At 39.5% G+C, this 25,158-nt stretch carries 18 protein-coding genes; 2 read left to right on the top strand and 16 right to left on the bottom strand.

Features of this window, described 5'->3' with window-relative positions:
• Positions 1-14 precede the first annotated feature (14 nt).
• The 12 genes from C3K47_RS09610 to C3K47_RS09665 all read right to left on the bottom strand — a co-directional run bounded on the left by C3K47_RS09610 (position 15) and on the right by C3K47_RS09665 (position 13,754).
• Positions 15-965 carry a lantibiotic ABC transporter gene (locus C3K47_RS09610; protein ID WP_103788923.1) on the bottom strand — a complete coding sequence of 317 codons (951 nt, stop codon included), beginning with the start codon at positions 963-965 and terminating at the stop codon, positions 15-17.
• Between the two features lie 14 nt (positions 966-979).
• Positions 980-1,333 carry a DUF4387 domain-containing protein gene (locus C3K47_RS09615; RefSeq protein ID WP_207765272.1) on the bottom strand — a complete coding sequence of 118 codons (354 nt, stop codon included), beginning with the start codon at positions 1,331-1,333 and terminating at the stop codon, positions 980-982.
• Positions 1,311-2,681, bottom strand: a complete 1,371-nt coding sequence (locus tag C3K47_RS09620; protein ID WP_103788924.1) for an acyclic terpene utilization AtuA family protein — start codon at positions 2,679-2,681, stop codon at positions 1,311-1,313. Before C3K47_RS09620 ends, C3K47_RS09615 begins: the two co-directional genes overlap by 23 nt.
• Positions 2,682-2,692: 11 nt before the next feature.
• Entirely contained in the window at positions 2,693-3,937 is a 1,245-nt protein-coding gene (locus tag C3K47_RS09625; protein WP_103788925.1) for a methylaspartate ammonia-lyase, read from the bottom strand.
• Between the two features lie 123 nt (positions 3,938-4,060).
• On the bottom strand, positions 4,061-5,521 hold the full coding sequence (locus tag C3K47_RS09630) for a methylaspartate mutase subunit E (RefSeq protein WP_103788926.1): 1,461 nt from the start codon (positions 5,519-5,521) through the stop codon (positions 4,061-4,063).
• A gap of 101 nt (positions 5,522-5,622) precedes the next feature.
• Positions 5,623-7,005 (bottom strand): methylaspartate mutase accessory protein GlmL, encoded by a 1,383-nt coding sequence (glmL, locus tag C3K47_RS09635; RefSeq protein ID WP_103788927.1) that lies wholly within the window; start codon positions 7,003-7,005, stop codon positions 5,623-5,625.
• 1 nt (position 7,006) lies between these two features.
• Positions 7,007-7,417: a methylaspartate mutase subunit S gene (gene glmS / locus C3K47_RS09640; protein ID WP_103788928.1), complete on the bottom strand. Its 411-nt coding sequence runs from the start codon at positions 7,415-7,417 to the stop codon at positions 7,007-7,009.
• 791 nt (positions 7,418-8,208) lie between these two features.
• Positions 8,209-9,159, bottom strand: coding sequence for a hypothetical protein (locus C3K47_RS09645; RefSeq protein WP_103788929.1), 951 nt, complete (start codon positions 9,157-9,159; stop codon positions 8,209-8,211).
• Positions 9,152-10,015 carry a hypothetical protein gene (locus C3K47_RS09650; protein WP_103788930.1) on the bottom strand — a complete coding sequence of 288 codons (864 nt, stop codon included), beginning with the start codon at positions 10,013-10,015 and terminating at the stop codon, positions 9,152-9,154. Before C3K47_RS09650 ends, C3K47_RS09645 begins: the two co-directional genes overlap by 8 nt.
• Positions 10,016-10,019: 4 nt before the next feature.
• Positions 10,020-11,201, bottom strand: coding sequence for a CHASE2 domain-containing protein (locus tag C3K47_RS09655; RefSeq protein WP_103788931.1), 1,182 nt, complete (start codon positions 11,199-11,201; stop codon positions 10,020-10,022).
• An 11-nt stretch (positions 11,202-11,212) separates the two neighbouring features.
• Complete coding sequence (locus C3K47_RS09660; RefSeq protein WP_103788932.1) at positions 11,213-13,456, bottom strand: caspase family protein; 2,244 nt, start codon at positions 13,454-13,456, stop codon at positions 11,213-11,215.
• Between the two features lie 16 nt (positions 13,457-13,472).
• Entirely contained in the window at positions 13,473-13,754 is a 282-nt protein-coding gene (locus tag C3K47_RS09665; RefSeq protein WP_103788933.1) for a hypothetical protein, read from the bottom strand.
• A 142-nt stretch (positions 13,755-13,896) separates the two neighbouring features.
• Here C3K47_RS09665 and C3K47_RS09670 point away from each other — a divergent pair, with 142 nt between their 5' ends.
• Positions 13,897-14,346, top strand: a complete 450-nt coding sequence (locus C3K47_RS09670; RefSeq protein WP_103788934.1) for a hypothetical protein — start codon at positions 13,897-13,899, stop codon at positions 14,344-14,346.
• A 113-nt stretch (positions 14,347-14,459) separates the two neighbouring features.
• Here C3K47_RS09670 and C3K47_RS09675 read toward each other — a convergent pair whose 3' ends face one another.
• Both C3K47_RS09675 and C3K47_RS09680 read right to left on the bottom strand, forming a co-directional pair.
• The gene (locus C3K47_RS09675) at positions 14,460-17,798 is read right to left on the bottom strand and encodes a caspase family protein (RefSeq protein WP_165784667.1); all 3,339 of its coding nucleotides are present in this window, start codon (positions 17,796-17,798) and stop codon (positions 14,460-14,462) included.
• 98 nt (positions 17,799-17,896) lie between these two features.
• Positions 17,897-21,772, bottom strand: a complete 3,876-nt coding sequence (locus C3K47_RS09680; protein WP_103788936.1) for a beta-propeller domain-containing protein — start codon at positions 21,770-21,772, stop codon at positions 17,897-17,899.
• Positions 21,773-22,236: 464 nt separating this feature from the next.
• Here C3K47_RS09680 and C3K47_RS09685 point away from each other — a divergent pair, with 464 nt between their 5' ends.
• Positions 22,237-22,677 (top strand): hypothetical protein, encoded by a 441-nt coding sequence (locus C3K47_RS09685; protein ID WP_103788937.1) that lies wholly within the window; start codon positions 22,237-22,239, stop codon positions 22,675-22,677.
• Between the two features lie 367 nt (positions 22,678-23,044).
• On the opposite strand, the gene C3K47_RS09690 is transcribed toward C3K47_RS09685, so the two are convergent.
• A complete protein-coding gene (locus C3K47_RS09690; RefSeq protein WP_103788938.1) occupies positions 23,045-23,788 on the bottom strand; it encodes a sterol desaturase family protein in 744 nt (247 codons plus the stop codon).
• The gene (locus tag C3K47_RS09695) at positions 23,769-24,890 is read right to left on the bottom strand and encodes a fatty acid desaturase family protein (RefSeq protein ID WP_103788939.1); all 1,122 of its coding nucleotides are present in this window, start codon (positions 24,888-24,890) and stop codon (positions 23,769-23,771) included. The genes C3K47_RS09690 and C3K47_RS09695 overlap by 20 nt, the downstream gene beginning before the upstream one ends.
• Positions 24,891-25,158: the final 268 nt, after the last annotated feature.

The following is a 25,158-nucleotide window of genomic DNA, read 5'->3' on the forward strand; positions in this document are numbered from 1 at the left end:
TTATTTTAATAATTTTAATTCTGGTTATCACATCGTTTCAAAAAGTGTAATGTATTCAACTTGCTAATTTCCACATCTGTGTCATCGCTCAACCTACCTATAAGACAGTATTCCTTCGTTTTTGTGTCCTTGATCATATGTTTTACAAATGAGAAATGTTTCACTTCAGACGTATTGCGGATATGGAAACGAGGGCCGTTGCATTGTTTGATGATATCGCCAATCTTGATATGTTCTTCATCGTAGTAGCTTACATCAAGGTGCATGTCAATCATCTCATGGACTTTCTCTGAGAGTTTATCGAAATCGATTCTAGGTTCCTTTGGGAATTTCAAAACAAACCCATTTCGCATATCGGAACTGTAAAACATTTCTTCACTGATTCCGAAATCCCGGTTCAGTATATAGATGGTGATGTCTTCGACGGTATGTGCCATCTTGCGGTACACCAATGATTCATGTACAATTTCGTAGATACACTGTGGCTCGGGACCGAACAGACTTGGACGTGTAACTATAATTTCCTCTCCAATACCGACAATAATATCGGCATTTACCCCCAAAGCAGGGTAGAGCAGATTGAAATGTTCAATAACCACCCTTCGGTTGTGTTCCAAAGCGTTACGCACGAAATCGACGATCTCGTGCATTTGTGTGAAAGCCATCTGAAAACGCATATCGATGTGATAGGTCGTTGCTTCCTGCACATTGTCAAAGAGCTCCCGTACTTGCATGATCTTACGCGGATTGATGGCATCATCATCATTGGAAAGTTCTAATCCAGGGAACATTCCTTTAATAAGAGACGATTTTCCGGACCCCGCATCACCTACAATCCCGATCAGTCGATCAGGGAAGGTAAGGTGGCGATGGGCGATTTGTTCCCCGAGGAAGAGCAAACGCTCCTTGCCTCGGGGGGCAAAATATTGGGAGAATACTGAATATTCCTGAATTAGGTTACGCATATCAGATTACCAAATTACATGTTGAAAGTGTACCCCATCAATGGAGAATGCTGTTGTGCGCCATACACATCCGTTTCGCCCAAAGCTCCCGATGGAATGGGGCGAATGATGGTGATTTTCACCGCTTTTGCAGGGTCAAAATAAACCAGAGCCATGATGTCTGACATTGGTATATTGAACAACTCCGCAAAGGCTTTCTCATTGATAGCCCTGGCAGCCTTCACCTTATTATACATATCGAAATCCTTGAAGATAACGTCGAACGTTAACTCGTACGGACCGGAATTCTTGCTTCGGATTACCGAGCAGATATCTCTTAAATTATATTCCATGATAGTATCTTTTTTAGTTTCCGGTTTTAAAATCAATGTATTCGATTGGGAAGAATTCTGATGGATCATCAACTTTCATGAGATGATACACGTTGAACTCATACACATCACCCACTTTACAATCTGAAGGAGAGAAGGGGAATGCCAGATTTCCGGCAGTAGAGATCCGTCCTTCGTAACCAAAGTGCAGCATTGTTGAGCGGGCAAAACCACATATGGTATCGGCCTGCTCTTGGGTAGCTGCCACGGCTTCAATCACGATGCAAAGTTCGTGTGCCACACGGTCTTCACTTCCAGGGAAGAGCCCCATTACACCATTCTTTCCGTAGATTTTGAAATCAAGGAAGAAATCTTTGATACCATAGCTTTCAAAGTTGTTTTTAACGCGATTTTTTACATTTTCTACAATGCTGTCAATTTTCTCGATCATCACAGGGTCTTTGACAGCAGCAATAGAGATGGTGCGACATCCTACTTTCTTCACGCCTTCAAGTTTCACGAAGTACTCCGGGGTTGGCTCAAATACGGTGCCTGTAACCTTCACCTTGTTATCCGTAATTTGTTCGAACTGCGATTGGTGCAGGTTTAGAGCGCCACCAGGACCCGGAAGGAAGTACGGGTTCGTTTTCTCATACAATGTATGTGCAGCTACCGAAAGAGTAGTACACTTACGTAAAGGTGAAAGAGGTTCAAGAATAAAACCATCTTTTTGCAAGTAACCGAACATACAGTCGCTACCGCTACCTGGAAGGGCGGCAATGGCGGCACATTCAAGGATTTTACCCATGTGAAGGGCAAGTCCTCTGTCAAAACCTTCACGAATGGCAAGGGCGGCAAACACCGACGGGTCGTAAGAACGTCCGGCAATGATCACGTTCGCTCCTTCGTTTAATGCTTTGATGAACGGTTCTTCACCCATTTGTGCAACAATGCGAACAGTCTCATCAACATCGGCTACAGTAATTTCTTTGGCCGGATGAAGGGGAATAACCTCTCCTTTAGTCAGTTTGCTTTTTATCAATTCCTTGTCGAGTTCCGATTGGATTACGGCAAGTTTGTAAGTAAGTTTCTTCTCGCGAGTGATTTCTTTTACGATATCAACAACGAACTGCACGTGAGGGTGACCGCCGCAACCTCCTGCCGAACCGATAACTACCGGAATGCCGGCTTCGATAGCTGCAGGGATCATGATTTCCAGGTCACGCTTCACTGAATTGAAATCGGTGAACGACTTTCCGGCTCCTAAATAATAAGGCCCCGGGTCGGTTGAACCAGCATCCACAGCAATTACGTGCGGATTGCGTTTCATGCCTTCTACAAACGATTCCATCGGGAAACCGTATCCGAGAATGGCAGTTGGCGATAATATCCTAAGTTCTTCCATGTCTTTCTTTACTAGATTCTGTTTTTAAGCGCGAGGATGCGTTGCATTTCGTTGAAGACAATCATATAGCCTTCGTCTACACCCATACCTGGTTTGGCTAGGTATTGAAGTGGGGAAGTAGCCATGGCAATGTGCGCGCAAACTTCGGCCGAACGATTGGTTTCGTTACAAGTACCACCAAGGTAGGCACCCATTCCGTTTTCTTTACAATGGATAACCGCTTCAATTGAATTGTTGATACCACCAAGGTCTGGAGTTTTTATCTGCGCCATGTGTCCCGCCTTATGGGTAGAGAAATCGCGAATATCTTCGAAAGTGTTACACCATTCATCAGCAACAATTTCGGATTTCGAACCGTTTCTTTCCATGATTTCGCGGATAATACGCAAGGCATCGATTTGTGCATTCTTTTCACCCATGTCAACCGGACCTTCAACACGTAAGTGGAATGGTTTGGCAACTTCTTCCAATTCACCGATGTAGGTTGCGATTTTCTCGAAGTCGTTGTTAAAAACGAGACCAAGAGTACCATATACGTCGATATGGATGATAGGGTTGTAAGACTCGTAAGGCTTGAACTCAAGGATACGGTTACGCAACCATTCAAGATAGGCGGCGATTTTCTCTCCTTTCAAACCTACTTTTTCTTCAACGTGGTTGAATAAAGCGTGAGGCAATACGTTAGCTCCTTTCATAATCATCTTGTCGGCATTTAGGTAACGGTCGTCACCTGATTGCGAGAAAATAGGAATCATGTCATCAGAGATGGTAGTGCCGTATTCATCGGCTATTACCTGTGCCATAAGTTTGCTTTTGCTTTTGGCAACGGCATCAAGACAGGCTTGAGTTACACCGTAACGTATAGCGGTATGGTAGATTTTTCCGGTTGAAGGACTAATGGCTTTGTCAACTAAATCAGCCATAGCACGGAAAGTAGTGATGTCTTTACCTATGTATAAAGGCGCGATTTCTTGTTCAATCACCGGAATAAAGTCTTTGGCAAGGAACAAAGGATCGCGACCGCCTGCTCCCGAATATTGTACGGCTGCACAGTCGCCATGGGCGATGGCTCCGTTTTCAAGCACAAACATTACAGAGATAGATTCTCCCGACTGGCGTATAGCGGAAAAACCTTCAGTTACAGGTTTTCCTTTGTAGAATGCGCCGTCATTTTTTGCACCTTCTTTAATTGCTTTTTGGTCGTCAAAGAAAAAACCTGTTTTTCCTTGCACGCATATAACATCAATAATCTTCATTCTTTATTTTGAATTTAGGGCAAAGGCATGATTATAAAACAACCATAGATTTGCCGATTATTTATTTCTAAATGAAGGCTCCGATGAGCCCAAAATGGGTGTTTATTTTCTGAAGTAGTTTAATTATTTAACTCCGTTTGGGCGTCCTACCAGAAATCCTTTTCCGATAGCATAAACGTCATCAACTACCATCTGAAAGCTAACAGCACGGTTTTCGTAGGCTGCCCTTTCATCCAATTTTTGTTTGTGGAACAAAACCAGTTCGTTGCTCAATGGTATATTACCGCAAGAAAGTATACGAATTGCTCCGTTATTATCACGGGCAGGCATCATTTTACCGGCGTTGTATTTGCTTGGAGCAAATGGGATGTCAAGAACGCCAGCTTCGAAAGCTAGTACTGTACCTTTCGCCCAGTCACCTTTACCAAGTTCTTCCACTTTATTCAATATACAAGTCATTTCGGCCATGATGATTTCCGCTTCTGCAATCACGGCAGGCATGTCACAGAAACTTTGCTGTTGCAACATAGAGGCTAACTGCTTAGAGGCTTTCAAACCTGCTGCATTGGCTTCTTTGGTAGGAATGCCTACGGCTTCGTGTGGGGTTTTCACAATTACCTTAGTCGCTTTTGCCAGTACGGCAGCAGCAGCTCCCCAGGAGATCACTCCGAAGGATTTCGATTCGTCTTGTGGGAAACCTCCCATCCACTGGTGGAAAACAGTACTGATACGCACGTCAGTGAAACTGAATTGATCAAGGTATTTACGTGTCATGGATTCCAATGAACGAATAGCGGCCACGTCCTGAATCAAATTACCGCACTGTCCGTAACCCACAGTTACATCCTTCACCCCTTGTGTAGCAGCAAGAACGGCTTCGATTACAGCTACAGCGTTAGAGATACATGGTGGCACAAGCGTTCCGGTCAAAGGGCCGAACGGTTCGCGATTGATGGATACACCAGCTTCCTCATACAATCCGATCAAGCGGTCGGTATACTGCCAGTGAGCGATGGTATGTTCAATAGAAAAGTTCTTAGAATAAGGAATATTATAAGAAATACCCCCGCCTTCATATGACGTGAATCCACCGGCAATGGAAATTTCGGTAAGCAAACGGGCATCTGGAGTTCCGTGACGTACCTGTACGGGACTCTTCAAAGCTGAAGTCACCTCGCGACAGATATGTACACCGTAGTTCAGTGCAGGAAATCCGTTCAGCATCGAACGTCCCGTTTCAAAACTCTTATCGATACCGACTTGAGCTTCTTTATAACGGTTCAGGCGAGTGTAACTGTCGATAGTTGTAGGAAGCAAGTCTGCTTCTCCTTCGTCTTCCAGATACTTAAGTAATTCGATATGTTCTTTGTATAACGCTACTCCGGCCCTAGGTTGAATTAGGGTAGTACCATCCTTAACGGCTTGTTCCAACTTAACTCCAAAGCGTTTCTTTGCAGGGATGGATTTCTGGTAAGCAACCGCTTCGTCAAAATCGACATCTTTTCCAGTAGGCCATTGTTGGAGAACCTCTTTACGTTCGGCGAAGAAATCGTCGTTGGATAGTTTTTGATTTTTAATTTCCATTGTAATACTGTTTGGGTTTAATCACTGAAGAAACACATGGAATTTATTCAATCTAGGTGTACTGTGTATTCTTCAGTTTTTTACTATTCTATATCACTTATCTATGTTGCAAACTGTATTTCCGTCTTCAGAAGACGGAGCGCCGTTTCGGAATCGACCCTGCAGAGCAGTCCCATTGATGCAAAAATGTACCTGGCATCTATCAGGTATTTCGGTTTCTTTGGTTTCATATATAATGCCTTATTCGGATTGAAGAGGGCACCTTCGAGAATCTTCACGGGGTTAATACTATTGATAATGGCTCCGCCTATACCAATTATATAAGGCACTTCGGTCAAGTCTTTTCCGGTGATAGAGAAAATTTCACCCATCGGAGTGTAAGTGCTTTCGAGAATTCCACAGTGCCTTTCAACTGCTAATTCAACGGCCTTACGCGCCAGTCCTTCTTCAATTTGAAGTTCATTATTTGTATAGGCTATGATGTCAGGGTTGGATAAACAAGTCTGAATCCATTGTTCGACCGCTTCTTCATTGATTCCCATTTCTTGCGAGAGTACATTAACGCCGGCTTCATCGAGTAGGGAATTCAGGCTATAGCGCATTCCGAGATCTCCTTCCACTGTACGCTTACTGTAAGGTTCAGGCAAGCCTTTCATGAGGATTGTATCTATGGAAGGTTTGCCATCGGTCATGGAATAAATGTCCGTGGTTGCGCCTCCGAGATCGACAGCCAATAAATTGTTTAAACCGGGAGTAGTAGAAGTGCCTTTGCTTAGGAGTTCGCAGGCGTTCATTACGGCCAGCGGGGTGGGTATGATTTCGATGGAGGATAATTGCTGCACTCCTGAGAGGCCTTTGGCATCGATAATCTTCTTGATAAAGAGTTCGCGAATGCACTGTTTTGCGGGTTCGATGTTCAATTTATTGAAAACCGGCATCACATTTTGGGTAATGACATAATCTTTACCCGATGGTTGAAAGATGGTCTCGAGTTCGGCCGAAGCACTTTTGTTTCCGGCCACGATGACCGAGAAGTTCCTTTGTATTTCGCACAGCTTTCTGGCATTAGCAAGGATCACCTCCTTATTTCCGCCGTCGGTGCCTCCGCAGAGCAAAACTAAATCGGGGTTGATGTTGTAAATCTCCGCTTGTTCTTCGGTGGATATTTCAAATGCATACGTCTTTACGACTTTTGCCCCCGCGCTTGACGCCGCCAACTTTGCTGCCTTAGAAGTTAGTTCGGGTACAAGACCCAATGCTACCATCTTTAAACCGCCTCCGGCGCTGCTGCAGCAGAGCAGCTTGTCGTACGGGAACTTGCCAACCTTCATTTCCAGGTCGGCCAATGCGGCACGGAACCCATCCATAATGTCAGTTTCGATCGTAGTAAATGCATTTGCCGTTCCCACGATTCGAGCTTCACTGCTGTCAATAGCCGTCAGCTTTGTATATGTACTACCGAAGTCGGCTGTTAAGAACTTCATGTTAGTTTTCGGTAAAGGCTTTCAGATCGGCTATCGTTGTTTCCAGAGATGTTCCGGGAGGATATGCTTTAGTGAATCCCATTTCCATGAAGCGTTTTTCTACTTCTGCAAAATCCTGTTTACCCACCACAAGGTTACCTCCAACCAAGAGAGGGATATTTTTCAGTCCCGCCTCCTCGCATTTCTGTCTCAGGCCATTACAATCTATCTCTCCGTGACCATAAAGGGAAGACACAACAATGGCATCTGCATTGGTTTCCAGAGCGGCATCAATGTATTCTTCCTGTGACACCATTACCCCTAGATTTACAACTTTGAATCCTGCGTCTTCTAAAGCGAAGGCGATGATTTTGTTACCAACTGCATGTGCATCTGCGCCAATTACTCCAGTGATTATCGTTTTGGTTTCCATAAAGTTTATTCGTTTTTAATACCCTCTAATAACTTTAGCTTTTTTGCTAATTGAGCTTCTTGTTTAATGCTCGGCAAAGGTATCACCTGCACTACCGCATATGTAATGACATTTATCATGTATTGACTTGTAGCTCAGATCGCAATATCCCACCCGATTCATGTTTTAAACACACCATTTACGGTCTGCGGTTCGCTTATAAAGCAATGGGCTTAAATGAACTTCATTGGGGAATTCCTAATATCAAGAGGGAATAAAAGCTATTGGATGTACTCAGCAAGCAGGGGGGAGGCGCTTGATTACGACGCTTAAATTGTTAAAACATCGTATGCTCATCGGATTGTTATAGGGCTGGAGTTAAGCAGTTTTGAGGTTAAATCAATCCTCAAAAGGATTTTAGCTGGATATACTATTAGACAGATGAAGGTTCATTGAAGAGGGGGCAGGAGGAAGACTGCATTTCCTGTGGGGGTAGAAAAAAATCAGGTTCAACGCTTGTTGAAATCAATATTGTACATCTCAACTCAAAACGCCATTAAAAAAGCCTATATCTTCCGTCTTTCAACTTCAAATATAGGCTTAAACTAAGCTTTAATTGTGGAGAATACCGGAGAAAATCCGCTTGATCTTCCCGATTGCTTTCGAGACTGTTTAGTCAGTTTTGGTTTATGTTAAATGTTTATATTTCAAAATATTAACTATCTATTGATGGTTAACACTATTATTTGAAGATACACTAAAAGGTACATTTCTATTATAAATCTGACCAAATAGGCAAAACCATTAACCTGTTACTTCAGCGTTTTCTTCATTTGATCACCCAAAGCATCAACTAATTTACCTGAATTGTCAATAACTAATTGATTAACAAAACTGTTTTTAGAACTCTCTTTGACCTTAATCGAAATATTATAAGCCCCTTGGCTATAAGAAGGCTCCGATGTATAGTTACCTACAATATGATTGCCAAAAGAACGGGGTACAATAAAGCTTTGACCTACAAGTTTTTGACCTTTTATTCTTTGATAATATTCAGCGTATCCATCTTTAGTTATATCAAGAGGTGCTTTACGCACAAACAAATAAAACTTACCTAACTCAACATTTTTAAATAATTGCCCCTCTGCGTTTACATATGAAGTATTAAACGTAATTTCAAAATCTACATTCAACAGCTTATCACTATTGGCTGCCACTTTTGCTTTCGCATAATTGATCTTCAAATCTTTTAATCGCAAACGAAATACGGAATTATTGATGATCGAATACGGATTTTCAATATCCAGTTCAAATTCAGCCACCATAGCAGTATCCTGTTTTCCGTTATTTTCAAACGTGCGTACCAATTTAAAGCTATTGAATTGCATTCCAATAGGATCAAAAGGACCTGTAGTTGATAACTGATCATAGAAATACAAATCGGTTAAAGCATATCCATATTCTGCAGTGTATTTTTTCTTGTCATTATCTATCATTTGTTTAACCGCATTGGTAGCAAGAGAAATAACACTACCTGCCATACCTGCAACAGGGAGCCCTCGACTAGCGCCGCCACCGCGACTGGCTAAATCAGGAACTGTTTGTTGATGAAGTAAAGCATAATCGATTACATCGGATTTTTCTTTGATCTTCGCAGAAAGGTCTTCATTTTGTTTAGCAGACCCAAGTTTTGATCCTATGCACCCAGTAAAAACAAATGCAAAAGCGCCAAAGAAAAGTAATAATTGTAAATTTTTATTCATAAAATTTTGCTTGTGTGTTTTTATAGAGTTGGTTAGTTGGCTCCAACTCAAAAGCCTTTAAATATTTCTTTGCAGCATCCACAAGAAAATGGTTTTCTTCTAGAATATAGCCTTGCATATAGGCCGTTTCGGCGGCAGAAGTTGGAACAACAGTGCTTAATAATGCATTTACTGCATTTCTGTAATCTTTTTCATTCCAAATACGCAAATAGTTTCTTTGACAAGGAATATTATTTTCTGGAGCTAACTCCCAATAATACTCCCCGATATCCCAATTCTTTAACACATTTTCTATTCGTATTGAATTGCCACTAAGATTGTGCGTATATAATAAACGTCCATCAATCGCATCAGAATAAAAGCTTGTAACAAAAGAAGCATTAGATGGCTCCCACCGTACAAGTAGTTTATCGTTATAATAGTGTATTGTATCAATAGAAACCAGTGTTTGTAGCAAAGGGCATCCTCTGTTTACTGCCCCTACATTTTTCATGTAATGACGAGGATCTTTTTCTGGTGATCCATGCGGATGTGTGAATTCAGCCCATACATACTTAAAATAAGACGACGTTAGAGATGATCCTTCGTTGCTGCAATCTGTTAACGATTTTAATGACTTTAGATTTTTTTGAGTCAATTGAATAGCCTTAAAATTTTTACAAATTAACACCAGTCTTGAATCATTGCTCAATACAAGTTGATCTGAAGCCAATAATTTATCTCCTTTTTTTACTACTTCCGTTTTACCTCCTGTCTTTTTCAAGCATTTACCGGTCGTGTAATACACAACATAGTCTGGCGGTGTACCATATGCACGTATCGATAAAAACGATATTAATACTAATAAATATTTCATATGATTAATGATGAGATGTTAAGGAAAACAAGGATTCATACCGATACTTTTTATATAACCACTTACAAAGAGCCTCATATAAATACAGTACATCAACAGCAACAACAATAGCTGTTAATGTGATCGTCATGTTAATTTGCATATTAGAACCGTAAAAAAGTCGTAGGCCCAGATAAACAAAAAATATAGCAGAAAGCAACTGCGCAACTTTTGCTGCAAGATGAAACCAAATATGCTTATCCAGGAAGTATTTTATAAAGAAGGCCATATGTAACCAACACAAGACCAGAGCGATTACCCAGTTTAACCATTTTGGCGACTGCTTAATATAGCTACCTTCTTGTAGCATATTAATAATATTTGCATGTATAAAAACACCATTAAGGTCAGGGATGCTTTTACCGATAAAACGAGTGTTTAAAGGAGTAAAATGTTTATCCTGAACATCCTGATCGCTTTTTGAAACATAACCAAGTAACACTATTTTATTTAATAAAACGGATGTGTCTACCTTATTTGTAAACAAGCTATGTCCATCAATAACTATATACTTATCAGCATTTCTGCTATAATTTATGGTCTCTAATTCTTTATTTCTATTGATGAATTGTTGAAATCGGGCTGTATCAACTATTTTTACAATAGTAGCAGCAAAGGGCAAATATTTATTATCATGATCCTGCAAAACTGATTGAACCGAGCGATTTACGCCACCCTCTTCGCCCACAAAGTTTACAAAACCTTTGTTTTTAGCCTGTTCAAAAAAATAACCATCATGAGATAAATGATGGTCCACTTCCTGCAAGTTATAAGCCATTACAATCTTCGGATCAGCTGCAAAAGCAGTCCTCAGCATACTATCTGCAACCGAATCCTTCTTTTCATTAAATAAAACATCAACTCCTATTACTTTCGGGCTACAGGCGGAGACCTTCTTAATCATATTTGCGATAGCCAACCTATCAGCATCTTCAATATTTACTACCACAATGGATGTATCAATCGGGATATCATTGTTTTTACCCAGTCGTGAATAAGCCATGTCGTTGTAATCAAAATCCTGCAAGGCAAGTTTCAAAGGGTCCAGAACATGCGTATTCAATGGGATGAATGATAAAAGACCCATGACCAGGAATACAGACAAAGTGGCAAAAATGGTATCTTTCTTAAAGAGATATTTGAACATTACTAGTGTATTTATTCTATTGTACGAAATGCTTTTTTAGTGATTGACCAATTAACAGGTGTGATTGTTACGCTTCGTGATTTAGAACCAGTGGCAAGTATTGATTCCAAGGCACTCGGTGGACGACCGGTCTTACTACCTATATCTTCCCCTCTGGAAAGCACCCCCTCTTGTTGAAATACACTAAGGTTATTAATTGCTTCTTCTGATGAGAGTAAAAAATAATTATCACTTCCGGCAGGAGGTGTAATCAAAATATCAGCAATGTGTGTTTGAACCTGCGGATTTCCATCACTATTGGTTATTGGAAAACGATTCTCAACATTCCCGCCACTTGGATCAGGGAACATTAAATTCATTGCACCTTTACTATCAATAGAGAAAACATAGATATACCTTTTCTTATAGTTCCAACTTCCAGCATCTTCTAAAGATAAGTACACAGAAAGTGTATCATTCACTTTCACCATATCAGATGTAACCGGTTTACCTGAAGTATAATACAAGAAATCTAATTTAAAAGGAAATCTATTTGGACCTCCCGGACCTGTTAACATTAGCCAATCGCGCATTTTGGCAATACGAAATGCAAATTCTGATAGCTTATCGGCAACTTGCTCTCCACTCGTGGGGCTGTCTGTATAAGCAACAAAATCCGTTCGTTGGGGTAGACTCTCTGTTGTATCCTGTACAGTAACCTGACTTTTCACCAATGCATATTCAAGCTGATTATTTTCATTTAATCGACCTACTAAAGTATACTGTGAATCATTAGGATCACTTACCACCTTAATATTATTGAATTCCTTAAATTGTTGTTGCAATTGGTTTTGTAATGTGGTTGTAGGTGGAAAATTTACAAATGCAGCAGTTGATTTACCTAGTGATGCCTGTAAAGCTGAGGCTGAAAACGATTTACCAATTTCCTGCTTTCCATTTTTGGCATCGGAATACACCCATTTATTATTATCATAAAAATAAATTCTATCCAGATTTGTATTGACAATATCATTTTTCCATTTTCCCTTAATACTTTGACGAAATGATTGATATACTTTGGAATAACCTGTAAGTGTTTTATCATCAATTGCTACTGAAGGAATATATACTTTAAGAGCAGGCGCTTTTGAAGAAGTCCAGTTGATTACTTCAAACAACGAACCCGGTTGTATTTTAGATGGAGATCCCGTTAAAACTCTTGCTAAACTTTTATTTGCACCACGCATCTGCATGATTTCTAACGTATCTTTTGAGCTCATAGCGGCCAGTTTTACACCTTCCGACAGGCCAAAAGCATACCCTCCTTGTAATTCTACTCCTTTAGCTTCAATTTTACTAACTCCAATAGCCAATTTATTTTTTATAGTTCCTTTCGGTAATCCAAACAAACTACCGGCCTTTCGTTGTTCACTTGCTGCTAATACCGGTTCTTGAGTCTTCCCATAGTACTTCATAATAGCCGTGATGCTGCTATAAATATTGGTTACAGATGCATCCGGAGTAAGTTGTTGTAAAGCTTTTAATAAGGCTATAGTAAATGCACCATGCGGTACATTATTTTCATCATACTGTTCTTTGGCAAATTCAAAATCCTGGGCCGCGGAGATCATTAGCGCTCCTCTCGACTCAGGTTTTTCCGGTGTTGACGCATCTTTTGCATCCGCATTACTTTCTTCAAGATTACGTGTCTTAGGAGGATCATTTAAATAACCTCTTCCCGCTGATCCACTATGACAACTATCAAAGATGATGGTTAGCAAAACGCCCTTATCCAATAGTTTATTGAACATTGCAGCCAATTCTTTATCCCTTATATCGGCAGCTCCTTTGTAAGAATCAGCCGGCACCATTGATTCATCTTTTTTATCCGTTTCCAGTGATAAAGAATTATATACCTGACTTCCATGCCCCGCGTAATAAATAAAAACTACATCGTTCTTACTTAATTTAGGATCTGCAATCAGTTTATTAATTTCGGCAATAATACGACTGCGGGATGCTTCCTGATTAAATAAGGTAGTGATACTTTCGGGTGCAAAAGAATATCGGGCAATCATCAAATCCTTTACGGAAGATGCATCATTTACGCATCCATCTAAGTCAGTCCAACTTCCGCGTGAAGCATTCTCAGCTACAACACCTTGCGGCGGATTATATTTGTCAATGCCGATAATTAATGCTTTTTGAGTTTGGGCAATTAGCACCCCCGGCACTAAACTTAGTAACAGGATCGGAATCAATAAACGTATTTTCATATTTGTAGTAATTTGATTAATACCAGAGGTTTTGCTTCAATAAATCAATGTTGGCAGAGATCAGGATAAGCTTCGTTTTATAGTTTGATTCTAGACCAGGCTTACCGCCTTTTTTAAACAAAACGAGATCAACAACTCCTGTAAGTCCGCTTAAACGGGCAGCACTTCCAATTTCCGCCAGTTCATTAATCCGCCAAAGTGATTGATTAGTTTGAGTTTTGTTTTTTTGATAGGTAAACATAACAGCTAACGTTTCCAGGAATAAACATACCATTGTCCTTTTTGCAATAAGACTCATAGAATCCTGTTGATTAAATTATTAAGATAAAAATTCCACCAAAAATATAGTTTTTTTAAAAAAACTATCAGGAATTTTAGCAACATCTATTATATCTATTATATTTACCGCTAGGTACTTTTATTTACTTTAAAGAAAATTTATGAAAAAACTTACATTAAGCATCTGTGCGTTATTAGGCACGTTTTTGTTATTAACACTATCCACTTCAGGCGCCCTAGCCCAAAGCAAACAAGCAAAGAAAAAGCAAACAATTGAAACAAAGGCAAGTAATGTCAAATCGGATGCTACAGAAGCATTAAAAAGGCCGGAAAACGATAAAAATAATAAAGAAGGTAAGGGTCGTGGGGATGTTTATGGAGATGATTACAGTGATATCGTTGTTGATAATTACACTAATTACAATATCGACATCTATGTAGATGGAAAATATAGAGGAACTTTAGGGCCATGGGAGAAAAAAGTGACCTGGGCAGTACCTGGTAAAACCCGTATGTATGCAAAAGCTGAATTCAGTGATGGGTCTTACTCGACCTGGGGACCAAATGTTGCAGAAACAGGTTATGAATACAAGTGGAATTTGAGATACTAATTTTTAGTGATTTAATCGCTACAATTTTAAAAGAGATTGCCTCGAAAGGCAATCTCTTTTCTTTTTGCAGTATTCTAGCAGCTTAACATACCCTATCTAAGCCATACTTGTTTTTACCAGACCTCCCAATCAACTGCAATGACCTCGTTCCTGCTGGTTGGCTTTTGTAATCCATTGGTTAACTCTTCCACTCTTGCACCAACAATACGTTTCAATTCACTAACTTTTAACTGTGGGTATTTATTCATGGCTTCGATTAGACTGTAGGTAAATACTCCGTTTTTCAGATCACCACGCTCTAGAGCAAATTGGGTACCTGCCGCTGCTGAAATAACCGTAGCTCCAGTGCTCTTACCTACATTTACAAAAAGCTCCTGCATTAACTCAAAGCTGTTTTTAATACCTACACGTTTTTTGGAACTGTCAGTAAACAAAATAGATCCCTTGGTTCCGATACTATTGTCCGCTACCATTTTTTGCATCTGAGTAAGTTCCTCTTTATCTACTTCACCACTATGACAGGCATCAATCAGCATTAGTTTTTTTCGGGCAGGTATACTGTCCAGCAGGCTTTCCAGTTCATCATAAGGGAGGCCTTTTTGTTCGGGATTCTCAAAATTAACATTGTAGGTGGAAAGGTAATAGTCATAGTCCTTGCTCAACAATCCGTGCCCGGAATAAGCAATAATTACTTTGTCGTTCACTGTAGTTTGTTGCAGCTTTTGTTTTAGTGCTTTAACATTGCTAACGGTTACATTGCTATTGAACAGTGTATCAATCGTAATCGCTTCACCATATTTTTGCTTGAGTTTCACCGACAGATCGCGAATATCTTTGGCGCTATATCGAAGATTGTATTTGCTGTCGGCAAATTGATCAATGCCGATGCCGATAAAGCGTGTGATTTCTTTTTCCTTGACGGCAGGGCTATAGTTTACAAACAATGGCATGCGATAACTTTCAATACCGTTTATATTGGTAATGGATGTTTCAATTCTGTTTTCGCCTTGTGATAATGTAATAGTGATCGTTGTGTCGATATTGTTGCTTTTGCTTTTTTTAATATTAAAGCCTCTCAAACCAAACACCGGCACTTCATTCACCCACACATTAAAGCGATCCAATAAACAAGTGCTGTCTGCTCCTTTGAAGCGAAGTTTAAGTTTTTCATTCTTCTGTTCGTACTCAATATTATCCCTGCTTACAAAATCTGCCTCGGGCACGCTATAACCATCACGAAAGGCCGTTGTATCGATTCTCAATTTCTTAATTCTTTTTTCGTAAGCTTTCCGATACGACTTTATTAAGACTGTATCTGTATTACCAATAGCTTCGAGTACTTTATCGGGGCGGTTGTATTTTACATCGAGCTGTTCAAAGCTAATAATCCTTGAATCACTGGTTACATAATGCAATTGCCTGGAGGCATTCCGAGACCCCTTGTAATAACCTGAAGGGATAGTAGTGATATATTCATTGAATTTGAAAGGAACGGTTTGCGAAACAGGGTAAAGATTTTGCCGATCATATTTCCAATACTTAATGGTCCCATCTTCTGAAGATGTTATAAGCCTGGAACTGTCAATAAAACAAGGTACTACTCCCGAAGCATGTGCCTTGGCCGTAAATAATAAACGGCCTGATTCAAGGTCCCACATCAAAAGCCCTCCACGCCCCGATCCTGCAGCGAGCAGTGTCCCGCTTTTATCAATTGAAAAACGATGATAACCCCAGCGGTTGTCAATTGCAAATGTCCTGTAGAGTTTTCCCGTATTGTAATCATATAATTCCACAGAAATATCTGTCAACACCTCAATGTATTTTCCGTTTTGTGATTGCCTTGCATCAAATTCCCAACCAGCAGATTTTATTTTACGGAGAGGCCGCAAGGTTATATCACAAATTACAGTCGTGCTGTCAGATTGGTTACAGTAAAAAATAAATTTACCATCGTTGCTGAAGCGGCCGGAAACGATCCGTTCATTGCTTTTAATCGAGTTTATCGTTTTGTTGCTCATTAGGTCAAATACTTCAATAACAGTATTTGCTTTATCGTTACGGGTTATTATTAAATCACTGGAAACAATAACGGCCCGTTGCAATTGATCGTTAACATCCGCGGTTAAAATGGGGTAATTTCGGACAATCTTTTTCATCTCCTTTCTTGTGGCGGGATCCCATAATTTAAGAGTAGAATCAATGGATGTAGACAGAATCAAATGGCTGTGGGAAGAGTAGGACAAGTCGCTCAGATAGTCAGGATGTGCATCATAGCTTGCTGTCACTTCTGCTTTGCCGATATCCATGAACTTTATATACCCATTGCCGTCCCCCAAAAAAATAAGTTCCTTGCTGAAAGCAGTCGCATCAATACCTTCAGTTTCCCCCCTAAATAACTGGGAAAGCATACTGGTGTCACCCTGAATCTTATATTCCCGTATAACGTTGTCTTGAAGGACGAAATAAAACTTTTTTAATTGATTATTTACTATAATGGGTGCTTCCACATTTTTGAGATTCCTGCTTTCAGCGAAATAGTCAATTTGTTGTACAACATTGCCTTCTTTTGTATCAAAGTATACTGCCCAGTAATCATCGCTCATAACAAAATGTCGCCCTGAATCGACAAAACTTACATTGTCGAACCCATATTTAAACTTATTAAACGAATAAATCAATCCATCGTTTATGTTAAAAAGATGCAGGGAACTATCTTCCATTCCGACGAGCAGGTTCCCGTCAAACTTCGAAAAACTGAATTTAGAAGGTTTACTGCCAATACTGTCGATCATGCATGTAGTTCTTATTTTCAGGCTGTCGTAATCTAGCTGGCGGATATAAGCATGCTGCCCATCAAACTGGGTTACATATAAACAGTCTCGGAATTCCGAAAAATAACCCGGTACCTGCACAGGAAAATTCAGTTGCCGGATCAAGTGCAATGTTGAATCAAGAACGTAATAAGATGATTGGCCCCGGCTTTTTTTCTCCACCAATATATTGCGGTCATGATTGATGTAGCTTGCAGAAGCAATGGTGTCTTTTGAAAAATAAGTATGTAGGAGTTGCCCCTTTTCCGGGTTCCAGATTTGCAGGCTGGTATCTTTGTTGGTCAGCAGGAAATCTCCGTTGGCAGAATAGGATACTCCGTTAAAAACTTGCTTCATTGCAAGGTCAAAATTTCCGGTACAAACGTTGAAAATAAAACTTGAATCTCTTCCGGAAATAAACAAATGCTTTCCGGAAGGGCTGAGCTTTACAAATAAAGATCCGTCAACAATATTAATGTCATGCAGCAGTTTACCTGTTCGTGTATCCCAAATCTTTGTGTGAATGTCGTTGAATGATTCGGAGACGAGGTATTTCCCATCCTCACTCACAAGTATATCTGTAATACCCTGTGGGTGTCCGATTGGCAGCATCAGTTTCGGTTGCTGCGCAAGAGATGACATTGACAATATTGATAAAATAAAAATTAAACACGTTTTTACGAAATACATACAGCGAATTTCTAAAAGCTACCTATAAATTATTCGTGCGGGGAAAACCTTTACCACACATTCCAATCCACCGCGATCGTTTCATTTCTTGATGTTGGCTTTTGCAAACCCTTTGTCAACTCTTCCACGCGTTTACCAACAATCGTTTTCAGCTCGCCTATTTTCATGGAGGGATGTGTTTTCATTGCTTCCAGAATGGAATAAGTGAACACCCCATTCTTCAGGTCATTTCTTTCCAATGCAAACTGGGTTCCAGCTGCAGCCGAAATAATAGTGGCACCGGTGCTTTTGCCTACATTCACAAAGAGACTTTGCATCAGCTCAAAACTGTTTTTCAATCCGAGTTGGCCTTCTTTTTTATAGGCTATCGGCTTCATGCCTTTGATCAATGTATCTGAAGTACCATTGAGCCTGACCAGGTCATCCTTGTCTACTTCGCCGCTGTGGCAGGCATCGATCAACATCAGCTTTTTTCGCGCAGGAATGCCATCGAGCAAGTTTTCCAGTTCATCATAAGGCAGGCCGTTTTGTTCTGGATTCTCAAAATTGACATTGTAGGTGGAAAGGTAATAGTCGTAGTCCTTGCTCAGCATGCCGTGACCCGAATAAGCAATAATTACTTTGTCGTTCACTGTAGTTTGTTGAAGCTTTTGTTTCAGTGCTTTTACATTGCTGACGGTTACATTGTTGTTGAACAGTGTATCAATCGTAATTGCTTCACCATATTTTTCCTTGAGTTTCACCGACAGATCGCGAATGTCTTTGGCGCTATATCGAAGATTGTATTTGCTGTCGGCAAATTGATCAATGCCGATGCCGATAAAGCGTGTGGTTTCTTTTTCCTTGACGGCAGGGCTGTAGTTTACAAACAATGGCATGCGGTAGCTTTCCGTTCCGTTCACATTGGTGATGGAAGTCTCAATTCTGTTTTCTCCCTGCGATAGTTTTATTGTAATAGTCGTATCAAGACTGTTGGCGTTTCTTTTGCGGATGCTGATGCCTCTTTGTCCGAAGATAGGCGTTTCGTTGACCCAGATATTGAAGCGATCCAGTTTGTAAGTGCTGTCCCTTCCTCTTATTTGGAGCGAGAGTTTCCCGGACATCTGTTCGAATTCAATGCCGTCACGATTGGTAAAGTCGGCTTCGGGCACACTGTAGCCGGAACGGAATGCGGTTGTATCAATACTCAGTTTCTTTATTCTTTTTTCATAAGCTTTACGATATGATCTTATCAATGCAGTATCGGTACTGCCGATGGCTTCCAAAACTTTATCCGGGCGGTTGTATTTAACATCTAGTTGTTCGAAAGTAATGACTTTTAATTCTTTTGTGACGTAGTGAAGTAGCTTTGCTGCATCAGGCGAACATTGATAATACCCACCCTGTATCTGGTTAAAAAAACCAGTTTCTCCTACCTGAAAAAAAGTATTGATTAGTTTGCCATTAACACTATTCCACACCTTAATTGTATTGTCTGATGCAGTGGTAAGGATACTGTTTTTATTTGAACCAAATTTTACACAAGGTATATATGAGTTTTCATGAGCCCTTATACTTTTGATCTGGATACCACTTTCAGTATCCCAAATTGTAACATTCCCTTTAATATCCGCAATAGCGACCTGTTTTAAATCGGGGCTGTAATCAAAGTCAGTAGTATTTTCTTCTGCACTCATTGAATGAATCAAATTTCCTGTATTAATTTCCCACAATCTAACAGACCTATCTCCGCCACGGCTTATCAATATTCTACTGTCAGAACTGAATTTAACTTGCAATGTCCTACGTTCATGACCACTCAGTACGCGAAGTAGCTGCCCATTTTCAGCACTCCAAATCTTTATATCATCATCAAACATGGCCGTCGTTACTATATATTTCCAATCCGGAGTTACACTTAAAGACCATAGTTCATTTTTACTTACGATTAAATTAGCAATCAGCTTTGCACGTTCGATATCCCATAATTTTACTACGTTGTCATTATATGAACCAGTAAGCAATTTCTTATTGTCAGGGCTAATCATAAAATCTCTAATTGTACCCTTATGCCCTGTTATGTTCATAATAATCCTTCCCGATCCTATCTCCAAAATCTTGGCTGAATGATCGCTACTTGTTGAAATCATCCAATTGTTGTTTTCGACAAGTTTAATGTTGTTAATGGGTTTTTCGTGCAGTTTTTTTGCTAATATCAACCTGCCAGATTCAGTTTCCCTAATCATAGCCATATTATCGTTATCAACTGATATTATATACTTATTATCCGCTGTCATAAGGAGGTCATTAATAGTTTCCTTATTGACGGACTTAAACTCTTTTATCAAAGTCCCGTTATTGATATTCCACAGGCGGATAGTATTGTCGATATCACTGGTAACCAGCTTTTGCTCATCTGCGGAAAACGCCCACCTTATGATATAGGATGAAAGTTTTTTGTCAAGTACAGACCTAAGTATGCCAGATTTAATATCCCAAATTTCAATGGAATGATCCGACTTCTGTTTAAATGCACTGTTGAAGGACGTGCTATAATGTAGAGCTTTTATATTGTTCTGATTATACAATTCCTTAGCGACTAAAACTCCTCTTAGTGGATCCCAAATTCTTGTTTCGAGGATATTAGCTGTTTTCGTAACGATTTTATTGGCAACCGTAACAACTTCAATTTTTCGAACAGGAATTGTAAATCCTTTCAAAGTAGCCACTAAAGCTTTCTTTTCGATATCCCATATCTGTGCAGTATTGTCGGATGAAGAAAGGACAATCTTTTTATGATCCGGACTATATTCAATATCAGTAAAGCCATTGCGTGAACCTTGCACAGAAAAAATAAGAGTTCCAGTTTGTGCGTCCCAGATGTTGGCCATCCCATACCAATCTGTCGTAATCAATTTAGTATCATCAAAGTTAAATATGGCATCACTAATTGCGCCATAATGTCCTTTTAAGGCTCTTATCAATTCGCCACTTTCCGATTTCCAAATTTTTACGGTTCCATTTTCGGATCCGGTTACAATCATCTTTGCATTATTGGAAAAAATCACAACACGTGCTGTTTCATTTTGTTTTGTGAGGTCATTAATCAGTTTACCGGTTTGGACGTCCCATAATTTTAATTGACAATCATATTCATTACTTCTTGTTATTAGCCGTTGGCCAAAGGGGGCAAAAATTCCCTTCCTTATCTGATCAGGCATAGTAAATGTATGTAACAACTTCCCGCTGTTTCCATCCCAGATTTTTGCAGTTTTGTCATTTGAAGCAGTTACAACTTTTGAATTATCGTTGCTAAATTCCGCATCATTTATCATTTCACTGTGATCTGCAAGCTCTGATAGAACTGCTCCGGTTTCAGCATCCCATACTATTGCTTTATCCGCTCCAGCCGTTACTATTTTCCTTCCATCAGAACTGAATCTGGCTGAAAATAAAATACTTTGATGGCCGGTAAATTTCTTAATCAGATCGCCAGTTGCTGCATCCCAAGTACAGGCTGTTTTGTCCATGGAGGCAGTAACAATTAAATTCCCATTAGGACTAAATTCGGCATACTCAATAGGGGCGGTGTGTGTCAATTCTTTTATGACCTCCCCTGTTTGTGCATTCCATAAAGTGATAAAATTGCTTCCCCCTGCAACTTCAGATCGACCGAGGATCCTGTTACCTGGTTTATTGTAAACAACTGACTCAACGTGTTTACTTCTGCTTTTGAGCTCTGTAATACACATTCCTGTTTCTATATCCCATATAACTATTTTATCTTCTGATATTGTAGTGGCCTTTTTACCATCTGGACTTATTTTCGATTTCAGAACAGCGCTGGTATGTCCTATTGGTAGTACCAATTTGGGATCCTGCGCCCAGGCTTGAAAACAGAAAAATGAAATGATTAAAATGACAACAACGGTTTTTTTTGTGCACATATAGTTTTGCTGTTAGTTTTTACAACCCTCAGATCTTTCATCATCCAGAGTCATAATTGTTTTATTATCGGCAAGATACTTTAATAAGAGAGTCGATCATTTTTTCATCTGGAGAAAGAAAGCCCTTGTCTGATGGCACGAAACCCGGTCGTAATAAATAATAATATTAGCAGCACTCGATACATATAAATAATTATATAGTGATATTTTCACCTATTATATTCAAATAAATTTAAATTATAAATTAAAAGGAAAGTGTTTTAGCCAACTCAGCGTCAGGTGCGCAAAGTAAGCAAAACTTAACTTCCGACCTTGCGATGATTAAGTTAATTTACCTTTTCCACTCCCGGTTATCCATTTTGTTTCAGAATGATTTTTAGAGGAGGGCTAACCAACCCGACACAGTCCATTTTATAGACCCATAATTAATCGAACTCAGGTTAAAGATTAAAAACATAACATTTATGCTTGAAATAGAAACACTTTACACCGGCATACAAACCCATCAAGGAGAAAAAATATATCTCGGTGATAAATTATTGGCCCCTTATATGCACCCTGGCCTTGTGCAATATGATTTTCAGAATAAGCGTTTTGTGGTAACAGGCACCGGAAAGGATCATGCTTATTATCGTTTTTACGAATTGACTGCTATAGTTGAAGCCTATCCTAAATTACGGGTTGTGCATAACCAGATTATTTATAAGCATGCTTTTGTTGGCGATAATATTAAAGTTTCGGTAGATAATGTTAAAAATAGTGCCTTATTTTTAGGTGAATTGGCAACTGTATCAGAAGTACGGGAATGGGATATAACCGCGGCATCGGTAACCGATCCTGAACGAACAGCTGTGCTGCAGTTCGGTCAGTTTTTAGAAAGCTGGCGGTTAAGAGAGGATGAATAAGCGTGAAACAGGAGCCAAAAGCTTACTGGTATGAGAAAGTATTTAGGACCATTGTGCCATAGCCCTCGTTATTCTACATCCATCCATTAAGGTTTGTACCTAGTCTTCGCGTGCTTTTTAGTTGGTAAGAAGATGGAATAAAAGCATTAAGAGCCGCTAAGCACTTTTTCAACCGTTATCTTAAAGTGCAAAATTTGGCTAGAACAATTGAGGCACTTTTTCATAATAAGGTCTTACCCCTTAAAATTCATTGTCCACATAATAGTTGGGATAAAAACTTTTTCAAAAAAACACTTTATAAGAGGATGAAATAAATTTTGTCCTAAACTTGTTATCCTTTTAAAAACTCGAACTGATGTAAATTACTCTACTTGAAAGTATCCTTGTGTATTGTTTTGAACAACTGGTCACACCAAGTAAAGTAGTAGCCATAATTTTCGTTTACTTTTTGATGATGCAGGTTGTGATGCGTTGAAGAAGTAAAAAACATCCCAATTTTACTGCTACGGAAGCGTTGCGACATGAATTCAAAACCAAGATGTCCCATTACATTCATCAGGAGAACAAGAAAAGTAAACAATAAAAAAGCAAACAGGTTTATTGGCAAAATAGTTACAAACGGAAATACAATTAACGATTGAAGAATTGCTTCAACAGGATGGAAACAATAAGCAGCTAACGGAGTGGGGTTAACAGACCGATGATGCACTGAATGAACATTGCGTAACAGCCAACGTGTATGTAACAAGCGGTGGGTTAAATAAAAATATATATCGTGTAGTAGAATCATGATAACCAGGCTGCAGAAAAAATACACCCAGCCATGTTCATTTATATCAAGGTAAATGGTGGTCCGTTCCTTCCTGTAAAGAAAGTAAACAATGATGCCTACAAGGGAAAAAATGCTGATGGTTGACAATGAAAACAATAATTCATTTTTTATCTGCTTTTCCGCTGGTGATTTGGGTTGTATTTTATACCGATGTAAAAGCTTTATTCCTAATTTATAGCATATCAAATAAGCAGAGCCTGCGAGAAATAAGTATCTGCCAAGAGCAATAAAAAAGATAAGCAAGCTCATTACTTTCCAATCAGTTATTAAACTCTGCATGGGTGGTTTTTTTGAGTGTAACTTGTTCTACCTTCTTCTCATTGCTTAGTAGTTTAAGAAGTTTGAAATGCGAGGTAAGGGCCCCGGTTAAGGAGTTGTAGCGGTACCTTAATCCAAACTCTTTAGCTGTGGCTCTTACAATTTTGGTAATAGCAGGATAGTGCACATGACTGTATTTCGGAAAAAGATGATGTGCCACATGATGGTTTAATCCACTAAAAAGATAGCTAAGTAATTTTGAGTCGGGGCTATAATCATCAGTGGTGCGTAACTGGTGCTCACCCCAACTGCATTCAATCATCCCATCTTCTCCTGGGGTAATGAATAAAGAATCTTCTACTACGTGATTGGCCAATAAGGCAAACATAGCTATTAAGCCAGAGCCTACCTGCATGCATAAAAAACCAGCGAGAATGATGAAAAAGGAAACATTTAAAACCAATGTCGGAATAACTAACATGTAGCCCAGGTAAAAAAGTTTAGAAAAAATCAGCACGAACCAATGAATAGGTGCATGGTGTGCATCTACAAGTCCGATTTTTTTCTTCTTATAATATTTGAAATCCCGAAGCAACACCCAGAACAAAATAAAAAAGGGGTACAGTGCTTTCATGTAAAACGATTGGTACCTGTGTGGCTTTTTTGAAGGTGTAAAAGGAGAAACTTTTACAATGCCACTTTGTTCCAGGTCAATATCAATACCGTGGATATTAGTATAGGGATGATGAGAGATGGTATGCTTGTATTTATACATATACCCATCGCCACCTACAAGATTGGCAAATCTTAATAATACCTCATTAACCCATGGCTTAGGGGAATAAACACCATGTGCGGCATCGTGTACCAAACTCATAGCAGCCAGGATTAAAAATACTCCCATCATAAACCAGGTTAATAAAAATAACCCTACTGGCATGGCCGTTGTAAGTATCAGCACATAAGTGCCAATAAACAGGGAAGCAAACAAAATCGACTTAGTGATGACTTCCATGTTGGAGTACCTGCTGATATTATTCTCCTTAAAATAGGTGTGTACTCTTTTTTTGAGTGTGATATAAAAACCGTTCATCGGTTCAGGCTCAAACTTGATTTTTTCCATGGTAAAGCATTTTTAGTGATGGCTCAAGACTGACGAAAGAGTAGGGGTCATTAGAAGTAATATAGTATTTAGAATACCTGTAGCATTCATTTTTATTGCCGTAAAAAATTCCAAGTGTAAATCAACAACATCAAATCTCTTTCCAATGTACAAATCACGAAGAACTATGATTTGTAAGGTTTTACAATAATAAAAATGTCCTTAAAAGGGTACGAGGGATGGAGGCTTTTTGTACTGCCGGAATGCAGGATTCAATAAAGAGGAGCTA

The organism is Solitalea longa, from assembly GCF_002920915.1.
In the GTDB taxonomy this organism is placed as follows: domain Bacteria; phylum Bacteroidota; class Bacteroidia; order Sphingobacteriales; family Sphingobacteriaceae; genus Solitalea; species Solitalea longa.

Bases quoted from the DNA above. Each gene is read 5' to 3' on its own strand.
- C3K47_RS09685 (WP_103788937.1), top strand. From the start codon at position 22,237: ATGCTTGAAATAGAAACACTTTACACCGGCATACAAACCCATCAAGGA.
- C3K47_RS09695 (WP_103788939.1), bottom strand. From the start codon at position 24,890: ATGGAAAAAATCAAGTTTGAGCCTGAACCGATGAACGGTTTTTATATC.
- C3K47_RS09645 (WP_103788929.1), bottom strand. From the start codon at position 9,159: ATGAATAAAAATTTACAATTATTACTTTTCTTTGGCGCTTTTGCATTT.
- glmL (WP_103788927.1), bottom strand. From the start codon at position 7,005: ATGAAGTTCTTAACAGCCGACTTCGGTAGTACATATACAAAGCTGACG.
- glmS (WP_103788928.1), bottom strand. From the start codon at position 7,417: ATGGAAACCAAAACGATAATCACTGGAGTAATTGGCGCAGATGCACAT.
- C3K47_RS09610 (WP_103788923.1), bottom strand. From the start codon at position 965: ATGCGTAACCTAATTCAGGAATATTCAGTATTCTCCCAATATTTTGCC.
- C3K47_RS09630 (WP_103788926.1), bottom strand. From the start codon at position 5,521: ATGGAAATTAAAAATCAAAAACTATCCAACGACGATTTCTTCGCCGAA.
- C3K47_RS09670 (WP_103788934.1), top strand. From the start codon at position 13,897: ATGAAAAAACTTACATTAAGCATCTGTGCGTTATTAGGCACGTTTTTG.
- C3K47_RS09665 (WP_103788933.1), bottom strand. From the start codon at position 13,754: ATGAGTCTTATTGCAAAAAGGACAATGGTATGTTTATTCCTGGAAACG.
- C3K47_RS09660 (WP_103788932.1), bottom strand. From the start codon at position 13,456: ATGAAAATACGTTTATTGATTCCGATCCTGTTACTAAGTTTAGTGCCG.
- C3K47_RS09680 (WP_103788936.1), bottom strand. From the start codon at position 21,772: ATGTGCACAAAAAAAACCGTTGTTGTCATTTTAATCATTTCATTTTTC.
- C3K47_RS09690 (WP_103788938.1), bottom strand. From the start codon at position 23,788: ATGCAGAGTTTAATAACTGATTGGAAAGTAATGAGCTTGCTTATCTTT.
- C3K47_RS09620 (WP_103788924.1), bottom strand. From the start codon at position 2,681: ATGGAAGAACTTAGGATATTATCGCCAACTGCCATTCTCGGATACGGT.
- C3K47_RS09625 (WP_103788925.1), bottom strand. From the start codon at position 3,937: ATGAAGATTATTGATGTTATATGCGTGCAAGGAAAAACAGGTTTTTTC.
- C3K47_RS09675 (WP_165784667.1), bottom strand. From the start codon at position 17,798: ATGTCATCTCTTGCGCAGCAACCGAAACTGATGCTGCCAATCGGACAC.
- C3K47_RS09650 (WP_103788930.1), bottom strand. From the start codon at position 10,015: ATGAAATATTTATTAGTATTAATATCGTTTTTATCGATACGTGCATAT.
- C3K47_RS09655 (WP_103788931.1), bottom strand. From the start codon at position 11,201: ATGTTCAAATATCTCTTTAAGAAAGATACCATTTTTGCCACTTTGTCT.